Below are 22,513 nucleotides of genomic sequence, written 5' to 3'. Positions count from 1 at the left end.
ATTTTATTTTTAATTTTTCTTTAACCCTAATTTATGTCCTGAAATAGCATAATACAAAATCACAACATAACAAGGTAACAGAATCCAATATCCTTTAGTAGAAGCTGTAGCTGTAGCTAATGCTTCATTCATTCCCTGTGCGATATATGTTGCTTTGTTGCTATCAACTAATTTTCCATATAAAGGCGGAATAATAGCTCCCCCGGAAATCGCCATAATCAATAATGCCGAAGCTGTTTTGGTGAATTTCCCCAGACCTTTTAATGTTAACGGCCATACTGCAGGCCAAACTAAAGCATTAGCAATTCCTAATGCAGCTACAAACAATACAGAAGTAAATCCGGTGGTGAACACGATACAAAAAGAAAAGACAATTCCGATTATAGCACTTGCTCTCAAAGCCAAAGCCTGACTGATGTATTTAGGAATCAAAAATACACCTAAAGCATAAGTAAGTACCATTGCTAATAAGGTAAACGTGGTGAAAAACTTGGCATCAGCGGCAGGAAATCCTAATGAGATTCCGTATGCAATAATAGTATCTCCGGCAATTACCTCTACACCTACATACATAAAAAGTGTAAGTACACCCAGCCATAAATGAGGAAACTGGAAAATACTGCTTTTTGTGGTTTCACCCGCCTTAGATTCATCTATAGGTTCTGCTTCCACATGAGGAAGAGGAGCTTTTCTTATTAAGATGCCTAAAATAAATAATACTACTGCCATAATAATGTATGGTAGCACGACACTATCGGCCATGGTGTCTAACAGCTGTATTTTTTCTGCATCTGAAACCGTAGTTAATTTTTCATTTATTTCATCAATTCCGGATAATAAAATAGCTCCAAAAATAAGTGATCCTAAAGCTCCTGCAACCTTATTAGCGATGCCCATAATAGCGATACGCTTGGCAGCACTGTCGATAGGTCCCAGGATGGTAATATAAGGATTTGACGCTGTTTGTAATAAAGTCATTCCGGCTCCCTGAATAAAAATTCCTGCCAGAAAAATCCAATAAGTTCTTGCTTCGGCTGCCGGTATAAAGACTAAGGCACCTGCGCCCATAATAAATAATCCCAGTGACATTCCTTTTTTATACCCTATTTTAGACAAAATATAAGATGCCGGTAAAGCCATTACCACAAACGAAATATAGGATGCTGAAGCTACCAGAAGAGACTGTGCCGAGGTTAATTCGTTAATTGTTTTCATAAACGGAATTAAGGCTCCGTTAATCCATGTTACAAATCCGAAAATAAAGAATAGTCCAGATATAATCAGAATCGGAAGTAATGTATTGTTTTTCTGCTGAGTATGTAATTGGCTCATATTTAAATATAATTATTTTAATGTGTTGTAAAAAGAAGTCTAAAGTTAAAATTTGCTTAGGAGGCCATACACCTAATAATTGCTTTTATTTTATCAAAATCAGAATGAACAATAATGCGTTCATCAAATAATTTGGTGCTGTTCATCGGGATTTTACCTAAATGATGGTCATAGATTATGCTTGTTGCCGAACAATGAATTTCGCCAAATCCATTTTTTTTAAATAAAATGACATTGTCACTATTTATTCCGCTTCCAGGTAAAATAGTGATAGTATTCCCTGCTTTTTCTTTTAAAGCTGTAAGATGGGAAATTCCTTCTACGGCAGTTATTTTAGAACCTGAAGTTAAAATTCTGTTTACTCCGATTTCTTTTAACTGTTCCAATGCTTCCAAAGAATTTTCAATCCAGTCAAAAGCGCGATGGAAAGTAAATTGTAATGGTTTTGCCAGTTCGATTAATTCTTTTGTTCTTTGAATATCAACAGTATTATCAGCATTCAGAACCCCCGAAACAATTCCTTGACATCCTAAATCCTTACACAATTGAATATCGGTTTTCATTACATCAAATTCTTGTTCTGAATACGTAAAGTTCCCACTTCTGGGACGTATTAATACAAAAACCGGAATAGTAATGTGTGTCAATACATTTTTAAGCAATCCGTATGAAGGTGTTATCCCGCCCAGTGCAAGCTCTGAGCATAATTCTATTCTGTGAGCACCTGCTTCCTGAGCATTTATTGCAGATTGATAAGACGAAGCACAAATTTCTAGTAGCATTTTCTCTTACTTTATAATTTTAAGTACTTAAAAAAACAAAAGGAGAGTTACCTCTCCTTTTATTTATTATTAAATGAAAGAGATTTATTTATCTCTATTATTTTGTTTATTTAACATCCCACCAAATCTTAGATCCACCTGTATCAGGACCTCCTAATTTAGAAATTCCATCTATAACGGCCTCTCTGTTTGCAGAATATTCATTCGTTGTATAGATAATTCTTTTCATCAAAGATTTACCAACTCCCGCATCATTATTATCGGTATTAAGCGGTGCATAAATAACTTTAGCATCACTTCGGCGCAAGTCTGCCCAGGATTCCCAGGATTCCGGAAAAATTGCCAGGTATTTTTGAACCGCAATTTGAGTACGTTGATTTGTAGCAACAGCAGACCAGGCTACAGGTAATTTCACTGGAGTATCTTCTAAACCTAAACCTGGATAAACAGTAGCAATATTTGGTACAGTAGGTAATGTGTTTCCTGCTACATATGCATCTATTACTGTATTATCTGTAATTCCCCATTGTCTTAATGACATTCTGATACCTTCTTCATACAGAGTTTGAGCAGTTCCACCCATATTCCATCCGTTTAAAGCACCTTCTGCTCTGCTGAAATAGTTTTCAGAAGCCATAAATACTTCTATATTTTTAGACTCACTAAGATTTCCTGCAGCACCATTCCCCATAACATCGTTATTAAAAGCAGAGAATTTAGTTGTTCCAAACTGATTTTCTAATCCTCCAACAGGCTGACCACGATACTCACCGGTATCAATTGTAGCAAACCATTTAGCTAAACGTGGATCATTATATCCTACAAGAATACTTTCCATAGAAGCAGTCATCGTATACCCCCAGCTGTTTACAATCATATTTAAGTTATTTGGGGTAATATTACTTGCCTTAAAGAAAGCTCCCTGCTCATTATTCACCATAACTCCCGCAGCTACCGCAGCTTCAGCTTGTGTTTTTGCTTTCTCAGGCTGAACATCAGATATTCTTAATGCTAAACGTAATTTTAAACTGTTTCCAAATATTCTCCAATTATTAACGTTTCCTGAATAAAGACGGTCATTAGGCTGAAATGAAGCCACTGTTGATATAGATGCAGCACTTAATGTAGTGTTTGCTTCATCTAATAATTTAAAAAAGTCTTCATAAATAAATTCGACACTATCATAAGGTACTTTTTCCTTACCATTCCCGGCTTCAGTATAAGGAATTGGTCCGTAAGCATCTACCATTTGGTTATACATAAAAACTTTCCATATTTTTAATATTGCAAGTGCTTCAGCATTTCCTTCAGATGCCTTAAAAGCATTATTTAAAGCAGGAACCGCAACAGTATAAAACCTTGTCCATCCACGTCCTTCATATCCATTTACAAATGCATTTCTTTCAGTACCATATCCACAATTTAAATAATGAATAAAAGTTGATGATAAAATTCCTGTAGCAATTCCCCAGGTTCCCTGATCATCTACTCCTGGTGATGAATAAGAACCATTATGAATACCTGCATATAATGCTGAAGCAAATGCAGGTCCTGCTAATGTAGCATCTAACTGATCTTCAGTAAGAGAATTAGGATCGGTATTTATCTCATCAAAATCGCCTGTGCAGCTTGATAAAATAGAAACTGCTAATAATGCAACTCCTAACGTTTTTATTTTAAAACTATATTTCATGATATCTTTTTTTTAATTAAAATCCAAATTTTACATTCACTCCATATTCTCTTGTTGAAGGAATATTGAAAGACTCTATACCTTGTAAGTTTCCTGTACCGGCTCCTGCTTCAGGGTCAAAATATTTTGCTTTATTAACAAAGAAGAATAAATTTCTTCCCACTAATGAAAAGTCAATACTTGACAAACTTGATTTTTCAAGCAGGCGTTTTGGTAGTGAATAACCCAAAACAACTTCCCTTAATCTAATATTGGTAGCATCGTAGATAAAAGGTTCTGCAACAGGTGTTCTTTGTCCAATTGCTGTCCAGTATTGCTCAGCAGTAATGCTGGTAGTATTTGGAGTAAAAGTTCCATTTCCGTTTGATACAACACCTGGAACAACAATTCCGCCTTCTCTTCCTGCCAGAGTGATATCATTTACACCTAAACCGGCCTGTCTTGCCTGAGTATAAGAGATAACTTCTCCACCAATTCTAAAATCAACTAAGAAACTTAAATTAAAATCTTTGTATTTAAAGTTATTTTTAAAACCTGCTGTCCAGTCCGGGTTAAAGTTACCGGCACGAACATCAAAACCGTTTGTTGCTAATGGAATACCAGCGCTATTTACAATAATGTTCCCATTTGGATCTCTTTGAAAACCTTTAATATATAAATCACCATATTCTCCACCTACGATTACTTTACTTCTGACTAAACGTCCTTCACCCAGAACTAATTCGTCTCTTCCTTCGAAAATAGATTTCACTTTTGATTTATAAGAAGCATAGTTTGCTGTAATATCCCATGTAAAATCTTCTGTCTCCACAGGAGTTGCTGTTAGGGTAAGTTCAATACCTTCATTTTCAATATCTCCACCATTCACAATCGCTCTTGAATAAGCAGAAGATTCCGGTGTATTGATATAGAAAATCTGATTATCCGTTAATGTTTTGAAATAAGTGAAATCTAATCCTAAACGATTATTAAAGAATCGAATGTCTGCACCAAATTCTGTAGAAGAAGATATCTCAGGTTTAAGGTTGCGGTTTGCTGCAGTTGTTTGTCCGTATAACATACCACCGTTACCTCCGATATAGCTTAGCAATGGTAGTGTCTGATAAGGATTGGTATCATTCCCCACTTGTGCATAAGAAGCTCTTAATTTTGCAAAACTAATTACCTCAGGCAAAGCAACCATGTCTGAAATTACTGCTGAAAGACCAACAGACGGATAAAAATAATCTTCAGGTAAGGTAGATGACCAGTCGTTTCTGGCCGTTAAATCTAAGAACAAAAAGTTTTTAAAACCAAGTTGTCCAAATCCGTAAACAGAGTTAATTCTTTTTTCTGAAACTGTAGAAGTAGATTGAATTGTCTGTACGTTTGATAAAGCAAAAAAGTTTCTTTTACTTAAAACCCCTCCTGAATTCAGAGCAGAACTTTTTTGTTGCAATGCACTTGCACCAGCATTCAATCCAACAGAAAAATCTCCAAATTTTTCATTATAAGAAAGTAAAGCATCAACATTAAGCTCGCTTACTGTTTCATAAGACTCACTGTATGAACCTAGGTTGTTGTTAAAAGCAATTGTAGCATATCTGTTTCTGACATTTTTGTTTGTCATTTGATCTAAACCGGCTCTACCTTGCAAACTTAATGTTTTTGTAAACTCATATTTAAGAGAAGCTAAACCTATGAATCGGTTTCTTTTATCTGTACGTGCATCATCTCTTAATGCTGACCAGTAAGGATTTCCTCCCGGAGAACCAGTTTCATCAATAAAATAATTCATCTGTCTTTGTCCGGCAGCATCAAAATATTCGAAATTTTTATAGTCATTGAATGCAATACTACGAGGTAATAAATAAGCTGATGTTCCGATAGACTCTTCTCCTGTTCTCAATAGGTTATCAATATCCTGAACAATATAATTTGTCTTTGCATCTAATGTCAGCTTATCAGATATTTTACTTGTCAACCTTAAATTAAGATTGTGTCTGTCTAATTTATTTCCTCCAACAATACCTTCTGCTTTTGTATTGGTATAAGAAAAATAAGCTTGTGCTTTTTCAGTTCCGGAAGTAACGGTTAAGGTATTAGCTAAATTATAACCCGTTTTATAAAAGTCAATAACATTATCCGGTTGTGCAGAATAACTTTGTGTAGCAGGTCCTTCAAAATTAGGATTACGAACTAACTGCCAGTTTGAAACCTGACTTCCGTCTAACTTTCCACCCCAGCTTGAGCTGGAAGTAGGATTATAAACACCATTAGATCCCTGACCATACTCATTTTGTAAATTCATCAAATTATAGGCAGAAGAGGCCATAAAATTGGAAGACAACGAAACTGAAGTTTTACCTGCTTTACCAGATTTAGTTGTAATTACAATAACACCATTACTTGCTCTGGAACCATAAAGAGCAGCAGCAGATGGTCCTTTCAATACTGTCATCGAAGCAATGTCTTCAGGATTGATGTTAGAGATACCATCAGGTTGTGTAGTCCCTCCTGTATCAATATCCGGATTACTATTTGTTGTTCCATTACTAATTGGTACACCATCTATTACATATAACGGCTGATTATTACCGTTAAGTGAACGGTTACCTCTCAAAGTAATCCTTGATGAACTTCCTACCCCGTTAGAAGTAGTAGAGAAATTAAGACCCGCTACTTTCCCCGAAAGAGAATTGGCAACGTTTAAGGATCTTGCCTGAGAAATTTCATCCACATCTACATTTTGTGCAGAATAAGTAATAGCTTTTTTCTCTCTCTTAATTCCTAATGCAGTTACAACTACCTCCCCTAATTGTTCTGCATCTTCTGTTAACGATACATTAATAGCAGTCTGATTTCCTACAGTAACTTCTTTTGAAACTGATCCTATATAGGAAAAGACTAAAATGGCCGACTGACCCGGAACACTTATACTGTATTTACCATCCATATCGGTTGAAATACCATTTGTTGTTCCTTTCACAATGACATTTGCTCCAGGCAGTGGAAAACCGCTCTTAGCTTCTGTAACTGTCCCCTTTACTGTTATTTGTGCCTGAGCCTGATGAAAACCAAACAAGCAAAATACAAACAGTAGCTTTAATACATTTTGAATCATAATTTTGTTTTTGAGTTAGTAATTTTGTTTCTGATAAGTTAACCTTAAGTTAATGCTTAGTTAAATGTAAAGAGAAAGATTTGTTTGTATTTCATAATTTCGACCAATGACAAATTTGAAAAGGTGTTTGTCAATTTTAACTGTTTTTTCATTAAAAAAATCATTTTGATACAAATTTAATAAAGAAACTAACCACAACCTATTTATAATTTAATCATTAAACATTTGCTTACTTCAAATACTTTTTACTAAAAATGTTAAAACAAGAATGATTACGCAACAAAAGATAAAATTCCTAATAAAAAAACGCACCCATATTTTACGGGTGCGTTTTTTTATTATCTGTAATTTTGTTAAAACGTTTAATTATCCATAATGGAAAACTTTGCTGTGAGTAAATCTGTTGAATTTCCTCCAACCATCACTTCAAAATCGCCCGGCTCTACAACATTTTCCATTTTTCGATTCCAAATAGCCAATTCATCAGAAGTTAATGTGAATTCAACGGTTAGAGTTTCTCCTTTTTTGATAAATACTCTTTTAAAACCTTTTAATGTTTTTTCCGGAGTTGTTACAGAACTGTATACATCATTAATATACAATTGTACCACTTCGTCACCATCATAATTCCCTGTATTTTTAACATCAACACTTGCTTTCAGACTTCCGTCAACTTTAATTTCCTGAGTATTTAAAGTTAAATTTGAATATTCGAATGTGGTATAACTCAAGCCATATCCAAAAGTATATAACGGATTTTCACTTTCTGAAACATATCTGTGTATTGCAGATGGTTTTTGATTGTAATAAATAGGCAATTGTCCAACGGATTTTGGAAAGGTAATTGGTAATCTTCCTCCCGGATTGTAATCCCCAAACAACACATCGGCCACAGCCTTTCCTCCTGCTTCTCCCGGAAACCAGCCTTCAACAATGGCTGGAATATTTTCATTGATCCAGTTTACAGAAAGCGGACGACCGTTTAACAACACACAAACTACCGGAGTTCCTGTTTTTTGAATTGCTTCAATCAATTCCTGCTGCATACCGTGTAAATCTAAAGTAGCAACATCTCTGTTTTCTTCAACTAATTCATTCGATTCTCCTAAAACAACCACAGCAACATCGGCTTTTTTAGCTATATCAATCGCTGGTTGCAAGTCTATTTTTTCAAGATTCCATCTCAAATGCGCCCGGGCTCCCCAGCCTCCTTCCCACATTTCAATACGGACTTTATATTTTTTTCCTGCTTCAATATTTTTTGGAGTTGTAACAATACTCGTTGCTCCCTTTGTCCAGTTGTCAATCACTAACTGATCGTCAATCCACATTCTGATTCCGTCATCAGAACTTAGACCTAACCAACCGTCAAATGATTTTTCTGATTGGATATAACCTGTCCAGCGAATAGAAAAATCGTCATCATTAACTCCTGCACCCGGATTCCATGGCCAGTCAAATTCCAACTGATTGTCAATACGCGTCAATGCCGGAGTTCCTTCTACATTTCTGTTATTGAAATATTCTCCTTTCAATCCGTGTTGAGAACCATCTGGTGTCCATAAATATCTGGATGGTATGATTTGACCTTTTACAATTAATGGGACACCTTCTTCATAAATTACGTTTGTATTTTTACCAACCACCTGTTGGATTCCTTCAAGGACTGTAGTACCTACTTTGTTGTGAACGGAATAACCTCCCAATCTGGACGCATTGGCGTTAGGACCAATAACAGCAATAGTTTGTAAATCTTTTTTAAGTGGTAAAAGATTGTTTTCATTTTTCAGTAAAACCATCGATTTATGCCCTGCTTCAAGAGCAATATCCTGATTTTCTTTGGTATGAAAACGCTCTTTGATTAGATTTTTATCCGTATATGGATTTTCGAACAGACCTAATAAAAACTTCAATCGTAATACACCACCGGCCGCACGGTTAATTTGCTCCATCGTCAATTTTTTCTCATTTACCAATTCGATCAGACTTTGTTGCCAAAATTCATTGGTAAAATCATAAAATTGCATATCCACACCTGCAGCAACTGCTTCACGGATACTTTCTTTTGGTGAGTTAGTAACATAATGTGTGGTTTGAAGGTATTTGATAGCCCCTAAATCGGATACAACAATTCCCTTGAAACCCCATTCTTTTCGCAAAACATCAGTCAATAACCAATGATTAGCAGCACATGGAATTCCGTCTAATTCAGAATAAGCACACATAGTCCCCAATGCTCCTCCTTTAGTAAATGCTTTTTGAAAAGAAGGCAAATGATCTTCACGAGCCGAACGTTCTCCTACTAAAATAGGAGAAGAATTTCCTCCCGCCTGAGGAATTCCGTGAACGGCAAAATGTTTGGGTTCTGCAATGATAGAACGATCTGATGTTAAATCATCCCCTTGCATTCCTTTAATCATGGACAGACCAAGTTCGCTGTTCAAATATGCGTCTTCTCCAAAAGTTTCAGCAACTCTTCCCCAACGTGGCTCACGGCCTAAATCTAAATTAGGGCCTAAACCAAAATGAACACCATGGGCTCTGGCTTCGGCAGCGATTACTTTCCCTACTTTATCCATTACACCAGTATCCCAAGTCGCTCCAAGACCTATATTCATTGGGAAAGCTGTACTTCCATCGTCAAGATAACCGTGAAGCATCTCGCACATAATCAATGCCGGAATTCCCCAACGGTTGTTTTTAATTACTTCTTTTTGAAGATCATTAATCATTTTTGCAGAACGCGGATAAATATCATGAATGGCTCCAATTCCTAATTTTCCAATTTTAGCATCCGCTTTTGTTTTAGAAAAATCTTCTTTTTCTTTGAAATATTCGCCTTTGTACATATCCATCTGGCGTACTTTTTCTTCTAAACTCATCCGGCTCAACAAGTCAGTTACTCTGTCTTCAACAGCTAACTTTGAATCCTGATAAGGATATTTTTTTTGGGCAGCTCCCTGGTTTATCAAACCAAAAAATACCACTAAAGCAATTATTATCTTTTTCATCTTGTTTCTTATTTTTATTCCTGAATCACTTTTAGTGTTGTCCCGTTTACAAAATCATCATGAGTGATAAAGTAACTTTTATACTCCTTTCCGTTTAATTCCATGCTTTTGATTTTGCCTTTATTATTGGATTCTTTTTCGATTATTATCTTTTTATTTTTATAATATTCAGAGTCTAATTCAATAGTAATTTTATCAAAGACAGGCGTTGTTATGGCATATTTAGTTTCGCCCGGAGCCAGTGGATAAATTCCCATCATCGAATACACCAGCCAGGCCGACATCGTCCCTGTATCATCATTTCCGGGTAAACCGTCGGGTTTATTCTGAAAATACTGTTTTATCAGTTTTTGTACTAACTCCTGACTTCTCCATTCTTCTCCTTTGATATAATTGAATAAATAAGGGTAAGCAATATCCGGTTCATTAGCCATGTCAAATTGTTTGCTGTCAAAAACCTTTTGCAGCTGACTGCTAAATACTTTTTTGCCTCCCATTAATTTCATGAGTCCCTCTATATCATGTGGAACCATAAATGCATATTGCCACGCATTTCCTTCGATAAAACCAATATTTTCTTCAAAATTAGCTCCTGATAACGGATCAAAAGGTTCATAAAAACTACCGTTTTCTGTTCGTGGTCGCAATAATTTTAAATCCTTATCATACAGTTTTCGATAAGATATCGAACGGTTTTTAAAACGCTGATAATCCTTTTTATTTCCTAAGGCTTTCGCCAAAAGTGAAATGGCATAATCCGAAGCGTTATATTCCTGCGTAGTGGAAACGGAGCCTTTGTCTTTTGTTGTCACATAGCCTTTCTCAATATACTCTTTTAGTCCGGGACGCAATGGATTATTTTCTAACTGATCCGCACCTTTCAGCATCGCTTTGTATGCTTTTTGGACATCAAAATCCTGAATTCCTTTTAAATAAGTGTCTGCAATAACAATGCTTGCCGGATCGCCCACCATGGTAAATGTTTCAGTCGAATTTAATTCCCATTTAGGCAGCCAGCCGTTTTCATCATACATTTCGAGCATACTTTTTACCATATCCGACTGCTGTTTGGGGTAAACCAAGGACATCAGCTGATGTAAATTGCGGTACGTATCCCAAAGCGAAAAAACCGTATATCGGGTTCCGTTAGTTTTACCTGTGTTACCCGTTTTGATTTCCGGAAACTCTCCGTTGTAATCATTGAGCGTATTAGGATGAATCAGCGTGTGATACAAAGCCGTATAAAAAACCGTTTTGTCTGCTGTCGTACCACCTTCTGTTTTTATTTTGGAAAGCAATTCATTCCATTGCTGATAAGTTTCTTTATAAACTGCATCAAAGGATTTATTCCCGGTTTCTTTTGCAAGATTTTCTCTCGCATTGGCAATACTTACATACGAAATACCAATTTTAACTTCTACTGTTTCTTCTTTATCGAATTGATAGCTGAAATAACTTCCGATGCTGTCTCCCACTACCATTTTAGTATTGTTGTCCATCATTCGGGTTTTACCATTGTAAGTCATCCACTGTGCTTCGGCTCCATCATATTTTGCCGGCTTTTTCCAGACACCGAATTGATCGGCTGGTCTTGAAAATTTAGCTACAAAATACACCGGATAGGCATCTTCGGGACTGTTGTAACAAAATGAACCTACACTTCGCATGCCTTCAATCTCAGTTGCTGAAACTATCTGTAACATTCCGCCTTCTTCATTGGTTAAACCAACGCCCAGATTCAACAGAATATTAGATTGCCCTTTAGGGAAAGTAAAGCGGCTGACTCCTACACGTTTTGAAGCTGTAAACTCCGCTTTGATATTGTATTTATCAATTTTAGAACTGTAATAGGCTGTTTTAGCTATTTCTTCAGAGTACACAGAACCGTATTTTAAATGATTGGTTTCTACTTTTCCTGTAGTGGGCATTAGTAATAAAACACCTAAATCAGGACAGCCTACTCCGCTTAAATTTACCTGAGAAAAACCGGTTAAAAAAGTATTTTCATGCACATAAGGAGTAGACAGCCACTGACTGTCTTTTTCCAAAGGTTTATTTTGAGGCCCCGCAACATTAAACGGACTAATACCTGCCATTCCTCTGGGCGCAACAGGTCCGGGATAAGTAGCTCCATAATTAGAAGTTCCAATAAACGGATTTACATAATCTGCAGGCTGTTGCTGTGCATAAAAAACAGAACAGCACATATATACCAGCGCTATAAATATGAATTTTACTGTTACTGCGGTTTTTTGTCTCAAAAGCATATCAATTGATTGTTACTATCTGTTTATTTTTTCAATTTTTAAAGTCCAAGCTTCTTTTGAAGGTAGATTATTTCGTAAACTTTCAGGAATAATCACTTTGAAACCTTCGGAAACTTTTTCCCATTTTAATTTGGTTTTAGAGCCAAGCATTGTGATAGCAGTTCCTTTTTTTGGACTAATTGATTTTACAATTACTTCAGCAGGAATTTTGTTTTCACCTTCTTTAGCCATATAAAACAAAAATACATTTCCGGCTTTATTCTGAGTCATACAAATATTATTTTCTTTAAAAGGAGCAATTGGTTTGGTGTTATAAATTCCGCTTCCGTTTATTTTTAACCAGGCACCATATTCTGCCAATAAATCATAAGCGCCTTGTTGCCATTCTCCATCCGGTCCCGGAGCAACATTTAAAAGTAAATTTCCGCCTTTAGCCACAATGTCAATTAGCATATGAATTCCTTGTCTTCCTGTTAAATATTTAGCATCAGGAGTGTAAGACCATCCACCGCCTGAAGTAATACAGGATTCCCATGGATAAGGTAAGGTTTTTTCAGGAACACGGTTTTCAGGAGTCAAATAATTTTGATTTTTACTGTGTACCGCTCTGTCTACCACAATTAAACCCGGTTGTTTCTTACGTGCTTTATCAACCAATTCGTCCATTTTGATATCCTGATCTACTACTCTGTGCTTTATGAATCCATTTCCTGATTCATTCTCAGCAAATTTTGCCTCATATCCTTTTTTTATTTCTTCTTTATCTAATTTCTGAACCCATCCGCCATCTAACCATAAGATGTCTATTTTGCCATAATCCGATAATAATTCTAAGATTTGATTGTGCGTAAAATCAGTATATTTTTTCCATTTTTCAGGATAAGCAACCGGATCATAGTTTACATTTCTGTCAAATGGAGGAAAATAAGGATCCCAGTAATTCTCATTATGCCAGTCCGGTTTAGAGAAATAAGCACCAATCCACATATTTTCTTTTCTAAAAGCATCAAAGACTTCTTTAGCAATATTTGCTTTTGGATTTGTACTGAAAGGCACATCTTTATCAGTAACCTTATAATCTGAATATTTTGTATCAAACATATTAAATCCGTCATGGTGTTTTGTAGTGAATACCATGTATTTGATTCCGGCATTTTTAGCTGCTTTTGCCCATTTTTCAGGATTAAATTTTACCGGATTAAATGTTTTTCTCAAATCTTCATAGTCCTTTACATAAGCATTATAATCAGATGGATTGCTTCCTTTTTTACGTTCGCACCATCCATAATCTTCAGGACAAATAGACCAGGATTCTACAATTCCCCACTGACTGTAAGTTCCCCAGTGCATTAACAAACCAAATTTCTGGTCCTGCCATTGCTCTAATTTAGCTAAAACTAAAGGATCCGTTTCCGGAATATAACGTTCGTCTTCATAAATGGCTTGTGAAAACAACTGTACGGAAAACAACAGGGCTATTATTGCTATTCTTTTTTTCATTCTTTGTTTATTTTAATTTATATCTATTATCTTTTTTATTAATTCACCAAAATTTCATCTGCAAACAACCATGAGCTGCCTCCCGAAGCGGTCTTTTTTAAATTCGTTGCTACTACTTTTATAAATCGTGCCTGAGTTTTATCAAAATCAACTTTAAAGTCCAGCAACTCATCGTTTACATTAGGAGCAAAAGCACGTTTTATTTTACCCACTTCCGTGTAATTTTTCCCGTCATTAGAAACAAAAACTGTAACTGCTGTTGGAAAATAAATTCCGGATCCCTGGCTCTCTAAACTTCCTAAAATTACTTGTTGAATTTCTTGATTTTTTTCTAAATCAATAACTACTTCCATGTCATCCTCCAGCCAGGCCTGCCATTGACCATCATGAAAATTTTTAGTTCCCCGGATAACATTCACTAAACTTAAATCGCCATCTCCTTTGTAATTTTTATTAAACGGAGTTTTAAAAATCAGCTTCGCCGCAACAGCTTTATGAAATTTAATTGTGTCGATATAAGTTTTACCTACCGGTTTGTCATTTTTAAACAACGAAGCTTTTATCAAAGTTGTTTCTTTTATTTCTATTGGATTTGTGTATGGAACAGCCTTATTATTAATATCTTTATCTGCTGTTACGTAACGAATATCAGGATTAGGAAATTCATTTTTTAAACTCAGGAAAACATTTTTGGATTTTAGATCCACTTTGCTTGAAGCGGTAATCAGATACGAACTTTTGGAATAATTAATTCCTAAAACATCATAACGTCTGAACATTGTTTCTAATCTTGCCGAAAAATCCTCCCAGTTACGGGATTCTTTTGTACTCCATAAAACCTCTGATAAAGCGGCTAATCTTGGAAAAAGCATGTATTCAGAAAGTGCATCAGTATCAATATGTTCTGCCCATAAATTAGCATGTGCTCCTAAAATGTGCTTCGCTACTTCCGGACTCATCGCATCGGCAACCGGATCAAATTCATATACTTTACTCAAAGGCAAATAAGCATTAAAAGCTACCGGTTCCTCATTTTGTGGTCCCTGATAAAAGTTAAAATAGCAATGAGATTCAGGAGTCATAATGACATCATGTCCTTGTTCAGCAGCTTCAATACCACCTTTTGTGCCGCGCCAGCTCATTACAGTCGCTTCGGGAGCTAAACCGCCTTCGATAATTTCATCCCAACCGATCATTTTTTTGCCTTTGGAATTAATATATTTTTCTACTCTTTTTACCAAATAACTTTGCAATTCATTGACATCTTTTAAACCTTCTTCCTTAATTCTTTTTTGGCAATGAGGACAGGTTTTCCAATGGTCTTTTGTAGCTTCATCCCCGCCAATATGAATGTATTGAGACGGAAATATAGCAATCACTTCATCAATTACATTCTCAATAAATTCAAAAGTGTTTTCCTTTCCCGGACAAAAAATATCCGTAATGGGCCAGACACCACCGGAAGGCACGCCAATAGGAGTCCCAAAACAAGACAGTTCAGGATAAGCGGCAATAGCAGAACTCACATGTGCCGGCATTTCAATTTCCGGAATGATTTCCACATTCTTTGTTGCAGCATAAGCAACAATTTCTTTTAATTCCTGCTGAGTTAAGAAACCTCCGTAAGTCCCTTTTTCATTAGGATCATTAACCGCTCTGGCATTCCAGGCTTTATCTTCCTGATTGACTCTCCAGGCTCCAATTTCAGTTAATTTTGGATATTTTTTAATCTCCATTCTCCACCCCTGATCGTCTACCATATGCAAACGCAACACATTCATTTTATGCATGGCAAGGCGATCAATCGTTTTTAATATGTAATCTTTACCAAAAAAGTGACGCGATAAATCCAGCATCAGTCCGCGTTGCTGGTATCGGGGTTTATCATTTATAGCAAGAGTAGGAATTTCCCATTTTACATTCGTGATTACTGTTTCACTTTCTATTGCAACAGGCAATAATTGTTTTAGTGTTTCCAGTGCATACATAAAACCAATACTGCTCTTAGCTGTAATAATTATATTTTTTTCAGATACTTTTAAGCTATAAGCATCTTTAGCCATCTTATTATCAACTATAAACTGTACAAAATTGTTTTTAGATTTTTTGGTTACGCGCTTTAATCTGAATCCAGATGCCTTTTCAAATTGATCTAAAAAATAAGCAACACTTTGTTTTGGTGAATCGTCGGTTACCACAAACTTTGTTTGTGCTGAAAATTCAAACGTTCCTTCCGAACGCACTAATTCAGTTGGTTTTGGAATAATATGAATTTCTTTTTCGGTAAATACTTTCTGAGCCATAGTCAGGTTACAAATGGCTAACAGAAGTACAACAATGCTTTTATTTACTATTTTCATTTACTTATTTTTTTAAACTTGGTGTAATTTTAAACCGGTACTGATAGTTTTTTGCTTTAAGCAAATAGTTCTCCATGGGCCAGGCTCCCCAGCTGTCAATGCCACCTAATCCCATTTGTTTACTATCAATTTTCAAACTCGTTAAATCTCTTTCTTTAAGATCAGCTGCGTTTCTTTGTTCTTTTTCTAAACCATCATCCAAATCTTCCGTCAGATAATGTAAGGCGGTCATATTGAATAATTCATCGGATTCTACTTTTAATTTTATCTTATCATCAGATAATTCCAGCCATCTCAAATCGGTTTTATTTCCTGTTTCCTGAGGACGGATATAAGGATAGTATTGCTCAGAAACCGTTTGATGATACAACCCCACTTTAGTATTGTATTTTCTGTCGGCATAATTTTCAATCGGACCCCGACCGTAATAGGCTATTGTTTCAAAATTTTCAGGCAAAATCATTTCCATTCCAAAACGGGGCAACATAGGTACTTCCTTGTCTTTAGCAATAGTTAGCGATTGGTTTACCAGCAATTCTCCCTTACTGTTAAACTCATAAGTCAATACTAAAACAGCGTTTACAGGAATGAGTTTATAAATTGCTTTTGCTGTCATTTTATTATTTTTTGCAACAGCATAATCAAAACTCACCAAATCCGGATTTTCCATAGCCTGTTTCCACACTAATAGATTTTTTTGAAAATTAGCGCCCATATCATTATCAGTAGGTGCTCTCCAAAAATCAGGTCTCAACTGAAAACCTTCTTTTAAAATGGCTTCTTTGTTAAAAATATAACCGCTAATAAATCCTGTTTTTTTATCGAATGTGATTTCCGACTGATTGCTTTTAAAAATAATTGATTGATCATTTTTGGCTACAGTTATTTTTGCATCACCGGCAATAGCAAGATTATTCTCCCAATTGCCTTTTAGATGCAATTGTTCTGATGCAATTTCAAATCCTTTTGTTAAAAAAGGTTCTTCTCCTTTTAGAGTGTAACTAATATTTACAAAAGCTTCTTTGTATTCTTTCCCTTGTAAATCAACCGGCAATTGTACGGATATTTCCTGTTGCGGATGGATTGCTAAATCTTCGATTGTGCCTTTTGTATCTTCCACACCATCCAAAACTAATGTCCAGTTTAGTTTTACATTCTTCAGATCTCTGAAGAAAAACTCGTTAAATATTTTTATCGAAAACCGTTCTTTATCTCCCCAAGAAGTCAATATATTCTGCAATACATTCTTAGCTTCAAAAGCATGTGGATTGGGTTTTCTTTCCGGATTAAAAACGCCGTTATTCAGAAAGTTATTGGCACTGGGCACCTCTTTAGGTCCAAAATCTCCACCATAAGCAAAAACTTTGGTTCCGTCTTCTCTGGTTTTATAAACAGACTGATCGATCATGTCCCAGATAAATCCTCCCTGAAAGTTTTTTTCCTTTCGAAACAAATCCCAGTAATCTTTAAAATTCCCCATCGAATTTCCCATTGCATGGGCATATTCGCTTAAAATATAAGGCCTGTCGGGATTAGGATTTGCAGCAATGTATTCCTGCATTCCCTTAGGCGAACTGTATTGCGGATCAATAATATCCGAATTCCATTCAAATTTCATACTTTTTCCTTCCCAGCCTGAAGTTGAAGCTCTTTCATACTGAACAGGTCTTGATGCATCTCTGTTTTTCAGCCACAAATAAGCACGATAAAAGTTATAACCATTTCCGGCCTCATTTCCCATACTCCAGATAATTACCGAAGGATGATTTTTATCTCTTTCTACCATCCGGCTAATGCGCTGCCAGTGTGCGAGTTCCCAATTGGGATTATTCCCCAGGGTTTTAGTGATTTCATACCCCATTCCGTGGGATTCTAAATTGGCTTCATCAACTACATAAATCCCGTATTTATCACATAATTCATAAAAATATTCGTCATTAGGATAATGTGACATTCTAACCGCATTGATATTATACTGTTTTAAAATGCTAATATCCTGCTCCATTCTTTCTCTAGAAATGGTTTGCCCCGTAACCGGATCTGTTTCCTGGCGATTCACTCCTTTTATATAAATGGCTTTGCCGTTAACTAAAAGTTGGCCTCCTTTAATTTCTACTTTTCTAAAACCAACATTCTGTGGAATTACCTCTATAATATTTCCTTTTTTATCTTTTAAAAAGAAATAAACCTGATACAAATTAGGAATTTCGGCACTCCATTTCTTTGGATTTTTTACCTCAAAATTAAAGACGTTTTTCTCTGTCGCTGCCTCTATTTTAATACTTTGAGAAGCAATCAGCGTTTCCTTGTCTTTTAACTGAACTTCTAAAGTGTATTTGTCTTTTTTGTTTATTTCAGAAAAGGAAGTTTTTATTTTCAAACTCCCATCTGTGTAAGATTTGTCTAAATCAGAGATAATCTCGAAATCAACCAGATGCGAATTATTTCTGGCATATAAATACGTATCTCTGGTAATTCCGCTCATTCGCCAGAAATCCTGACATTCTAAATAAGAACCATCATTCCATTTCATTACTTTTAAAACAATACTATTCTCCCCTTCTTTTAAAAAAGCATTGAGTTGGAATTCCTGAGGTAATTTTCCATCTTCTCCATAACCCACATATTTACCGTTAACCCAAACGCTAAGGTTAGATTTTGCTGCACCTACATGCAGCAAAATCGCCTTTTTCAACCAATCACTCCCAATTATAAAAGTCTTTCGGTATATTCCAACAGGGTTATAAGTTGTAGGAACAAATGGTGGATTTACTTTAATTACAGGTTCAAAATCGTAAGTTGTATTGGTATAAACAGGGTAACCATAACCGTTTACATCCCAGTTTGCAGGAACTTTAAAATGATCCCAAGCAGAGTCATCAAAATTGATGTTCTCAAATCCTTCCGTTAAATCATTGGGACTTTCGAAATATTTAAACTTCCAAATTCCATTTAAACTGATATAATTTTTTGACTTTTTCCAGCCTCCTTCTTTGGCTACAGACTCATTTTCATAAACATAATACGAAGCATGCATAGGCAGCCTGTTGTCCTCATTTATTTTTTCATTTAACCAGAAAGGAGTACTTTCCTGTGCTAAACATGACAAAGAGACTGTTAAAAGTAATAGTATTGCTGAGAAACTGATTTTCATCAAATGTATTTTATAATTATTTCCAGGACATTTTAAATTGAGCATCTTCCATTCGGTGCCCTTTTTCATCATCAGAAACGGCATAATTAAATCCGGAACGTAAGCTGTAAGCTCCGTATTCACCATTTTTATTTAATGCGATGAATCCCACCTGTAAATACTCCATATCCTTATGATTTTTATGCTTATTATAAATACGCTCTGTGATTTCTTTACAGGCTTCAAATGGTGATTTTCCCTGTCGCATCAATTCGACCACCATAGCACTTCCTGCGGTTCTTATGACTGCTTCCCCTAAACCTGTTGCTGCAGCAGCACCTACTTCATTATCCAGAAAAAGTCCCGCTCCGATTATGGGAGAATCCCCTACACGTCCGTGCATTTTCCAGGCTGCTCCGCTTGTGGTACAACCTCCGGAAAGGTTTCCATCAGCATCAATAACAAGCATACTTATCGTATCATGATTTTCTATATTGATAACGGGTTTGTATTTAGATTCTTCCAGCCATTTTTCCCAGTCGTTTTTTGATTCCGGAGTTAGTAGATTTTCTTCTTTAAATCCTTCTGCTAAAGCAAACTGTAAAGCTCCCTGACCGGATAACATCACATGAGGTGTATTTTGCAATACTCTTTTTGCTACTGAAATAGGATGCTTAATGCCTTCGAGAAAAGAAACAGAACCACAATTACTGTTATGATCCATGATGCAGGCATCGAGGGTAACTTTACCTTCTCTGTCAGGATAACCGCCATACCCCACACTTCTCACATTGGGATCGGCTTCCGGTATTTTCATTCCTGCTTCTATAGCATCCAGAACGTTTTTACCATTCTTTAATTGTTTCCAGGTTTCAGCATTAGCCGGTAAACCATGATTCCAGGTTGAAATTATTAGAGGTTTCTTTTTAGATTTTGCCATGATACTTGTAAAGGGAGCCTCCGGCTTAACCATACCGTTGACTCCCAGAAAAGTACCTAAGCCTATGGTTCCTAAAGTCGTTTTTTTTATAAAATTTCTTCTGTTTGACATAGTCTTAGTTTTAGTTAGGGTTTGTGTTTAGATTTAGTTTGCAATTATAATTTCAATGCCTTTTTTGTTTCTTTGATTGTTTTCAGATTTTCTGCTGTTAATGCATTTCCGTCAAAAAAAGAAACGCCTTTGGCACCGTTCTCTTTGGCAAGTAGAATAACATCTTTTAACTCTTTATCAGATTGTAATCCTGGTATATAAATCCCTGTATTTATTTGGGTTTGTTTTCCTTGTAAATCCGTTACCCCTTGTTTTGTAGCATAACCAATCCAGTTTATTTCTTCATTGTAAAAATTATGGTAAATCATAGGATATACTTCATCAATATTCCATTTATCCCAGCGCTGACGCACCATGTGATCAGCCATTTCCGGATAAGGAAAAACTGCCGCTGTTAATTTTTTTCCGTGTTTGTGTGCAATTTCCTGAGCGTGATCTACTATATTTTTAATCTGATTCAAACGAAATTGCTTCCATTCCATATCAATTTCAGGATGTTCCATTTTTCTTGGATCTCTGCCAAATTCCTTCATAAAAGCATTGACACTGGCATCCGAATAATCAAAATCATAATCAGGAAGTTCTGTATTTTGTTCTAAATTATATTTAGGCAACAATCCAACAGGTAAAAACACATCAGGGTAACGGATGTAATCCAAGTGTACACTTTCTATTCCTTTAACCTTAGCTAAGGCTTCTAATAGATCATAAATATGCTGGCGGGCTTCGGGATGACTTGGCGACAACCATTGGTAATAATCCACATACGGACGTTCATCAAAACAGGATTTCCCGCTTCGGCTCACCATATACCAATCCGGATGTTGCAAGGCAACCGAATCACCCGGTCGGTTCATAGTCATAATCCAGGCATGCACTTTTAAACCTTGTTCCTGAGCTATAGGAACTAATCTGTTTAGTAAAACCGGATCTGTGTTCGTATTTATTAACACCTCATCAATTCCGGCCTCTTTGTATTTTTTGAATTCAGCTGTATACTCTTCATCTGTTTTTTTAGAATCGGCTGTTGTCCATACACCAAAGTCAAAAGTTTCTTTTGCTGTTTCTTTGCCGGAGCAGGCTGAAAAAAGTACCGCTATTACCAATAGTATTGTATATTTCATGTTTTGCTGATTTACTGCATATTTTTAAAAAGTGTGTTTAACAACTCCTGATTATTATCCAGACTATATTCCCAGAACATAGCACCACCCAGGCCTTTACTTTTTATAAATTTTGACTTTAATTCAATTTCTTTTGGTGTTTCGTAAGACATAAAAATCTTGTCCTGAGCATTCCATAAATAAGAGGCTTTCGCCGAATCATCGTATAATTTTTCAAATTTTCCGGATTTTAATTCCTCAGCTATTTTCCAACTTGCAATAATTTCACTCCCTGAATGTGCAGACTGATACAAACCTTTATTTTGTGGCTCTACTCCAGTCCATTTTCTTCCGTAAAACGGAATTCCTAAAACTAATTTGTTAGCAGGAACAGCAGTTTTCAAAAGTATTGTAATTGACTGACTGATACTGTTTCCTCCAAATTTTTCATATTCTGAAGGAAATAAATTGGCGTGATGTCCCGTTTGATACATCCATCCGTTATAAAAATCGTAGCACATCACATTAATAAAATCAAGATACTGATGTGCTTTTCCCAAATCAGTGTGATTGATGTATTCCTGATCTGCGGCTGCAGCAATAGTTAACAAATAAGGTTGGTTATCCCGTTTCGTTTCTGCGTTTAACTGTGTTCTTAATTCGGCTAGCAGTAACGTAAAATTCTCTTTATCTGAAGGCCGGAACACATTATCCTCTGCCCGTTGTCCCGGAAATTCCCAGTCAATATCTATTCCGTCGAAACCGTACGATTTCATTAGTTTCACTGCGCTTTTAGCAAATTTGACTCTTGAATCATTATAAGCAGCTATATTGGAAAATTGGTCTGACCAAACCCAGCCTCCAATAGAATATAAAATTTTCAGTTTTGGATTTTGTTTTTTCAGCTTCATCAGACTCTCTATTTTTGCTTTATCTGTAGCCAACTCAAACTGTACATTTCCATCAACAATATTCGCAAAAGCATAATTAATATGCGTTAGCTTAGTCGCATCCACTTTTGCCGGATCAAAATCCTCATAACCTGCTACATAAGCTATTGTTTTTAAATCTTTTGGAGTGTTTTTTTGTTCCTTTACAGCAGAACAGCCAACAAAAATGCTTACCAACAGTACCAAAAAACTGAACTTTTTTAAAGGTTTAGAAATAGTCATCATTTA

General features: G+C 35.9%; 12 protein-coding genes. All 12 read right to left on the bottom strand.

Going from position 1 to position 22,513, the window contains the following annotated elements; translation table 11 throughout:
* Window positions 1–9 precede the first annotated feature (9 nt).
* The gene (locus ACSV4D_RS09715) at window positions 10–1,332 is read right to left on the bottom strand and encodes a sugar MFS transporter (protein ID WP_439228129.1); all 1,323 of its coding nucleotides are present in this window, start codon (window positions 1,330–1,332) and stop codon (window positions 10–12) included.
* Window positions 1,333–1,388: 56 nt separating this feature from the next.
* A complete protein-coding gene (locus ACSV4D_RS09710; protein WP_439228128.1) occupies window positions 1,389–2,114 on the bottom strand; it encodes a copper homeostasis protein CutC in 726 nt (241 codons plus the stop codon).
* 106 nt (window positions 2,115–2,220) lie between these two features.
* Complete coding sequence (locus tag ACSV4D_RS09705) at window positions 2,221–3,807, bottom strand: SusD/RagB family nutrient-binding outer membrane lipoprotein (RefSeq protein ID WP_408082085.1); 1,587 nt, start codon at window positions 3,805–3,807, stop codon at window positions 2,221–2,223.
* A 16-nt stretch (window positions 3,808–3,823) separates the two neighbouring features.
* Complete coding sequence (locus tag ACSV4D_RS09700; RefSeq protein WP_408082086.1) at window positions 3,824–6,910, bottom strand: SusC/RagA family TonB-linked outer membrane protein; 3,087 nt, start codon at window positions 6,908–6,910, stop codon at window positions 3,824–3,826.
* A 362-nt stretch (window positions 6,911–7,272) separates the two neighbouring features.
* On the bottom strand, window positions 7,273–9,921 hold the full coding sequence (locus tag ACSV4D_RS09695) for a glycoside hydrolase family 3 N-terminal domain-containing protein (protein WP_439228127.1): 2,649 nt from the start codon (window positions 9,919–9,921) through the stop codon (window positions 7,273–7,275).
* Window positions 9,922–9,935: 14 nt separating this feature from the next.
* On the bottom strand, window positions 9,936–12,149 hold the full coding sequence (locus ACSV4D_RS09690) for a GH92 family glycosyl hydrolase (protein ID WP_439228196.1): 2,214 nt from the start codon (window positions 12,147–12,149) through the stop codon (window positions 9,936–9,938).
* Window positions 12,150–12,203: 54 nt separating this feature from the next.
* Window positions 12,204–13,688, bottom strand: a complete 1,485-nt coding sequence (locus ACSV4D_RS09685; RefSeq protein WP_408082089.1) for an alpha-L-fucosidase — start codon at window positions 13,686–13,688, stop codon at window positions 12,204–12,206.
* Window positions 13,689–13,726: 38 nt separating this feature from the next.
* Window positions 13,727–16,048, bottom strand: a complete 2,322-nt coding sequence (locus ACSV4D_RS09680) for a glycoside hydrolase family 20 protein (protein ID WP_408082090.1) — start codon at window positions 16,046–16,048, stop codon at window positions 13,727–13,729.
* Window positions 16,049–16,052: 4 nt separating this feature from the next.
* Window positions 16,053–19,328 carry a glycoside hydrolase family 2 TIM barrel-domain containing protein gene (locus tag ACSV4D_RS09675; RefSeq protein ID WP_439228126.1) on the bottom strand — a complete coding sequence of 1,092 codons (3,276 nt, stop codon included), beginning with the start codon at window positions 19,326–19,328 and terminating at the stop codon, window positions 16,053–16,055.
* Window positions 19,219–20,232 carry an isoaspartyl peptidase/L-asparaginase family protein gene (locus ACSV4D_RS09670; protein ID WP_439228125.1) on the bottom strand — a complete coding sequence of 338 codons (1,014 nt, stop codon included), beginning with the start codon at window positions 20,230–20,232 and terminating at the stop codon, window positions 19,219–19,221. Before ACSV4D_RS09670 ends, ACSV4D_RS09675 begins: the two co-directional genes overlap by 110 nt.
* Before the next feature lie 44 nt (window positions 20,233–20,276).
* Window positions 20,277–21,356: a family 10 glycosylhydrolase gene (locus ACSV4D_RS09665; RefSeq protein ID WP_439228124.1), complete on the bottom strand. Its 1,080-nt coding sequence runs from the start codon at window positions 21,354–21,356 to the stop codon at window positions 20,277–20,279.
* 11 nt (window positions 21,357–21,367) lie between these two features.
* The gene (locus ACSV4D_RS09660; RefSeq protein WP_439228123.1) at window positions 21,368–22,510 is read right to left on the bottom strand and encodes a glycoside hydrolase family 18 protein; all 1,143 of its coding nucleotides are present in this window, start codon (window positions 22,508–22,510) and stop codon (window positions 21,368–21,370) included.
* Window positions 22,511–22,513 lie beyond the last annotated feature (3 nt).

This window comes from Flavobacterium sp. ARAG 55.4 (assembly GCF_051846875.1).
Classification (GTDB): domain Bacteria; phylum Bacteroidota; class Bacteroidia; order Flavobacteriales; family Flavobacteriaceae; genus Flavobacterium; species Flavobacterium plantiphilum.
This window is presented reverse-complemented; position numbering and strand designations above follow the sequence as displayed.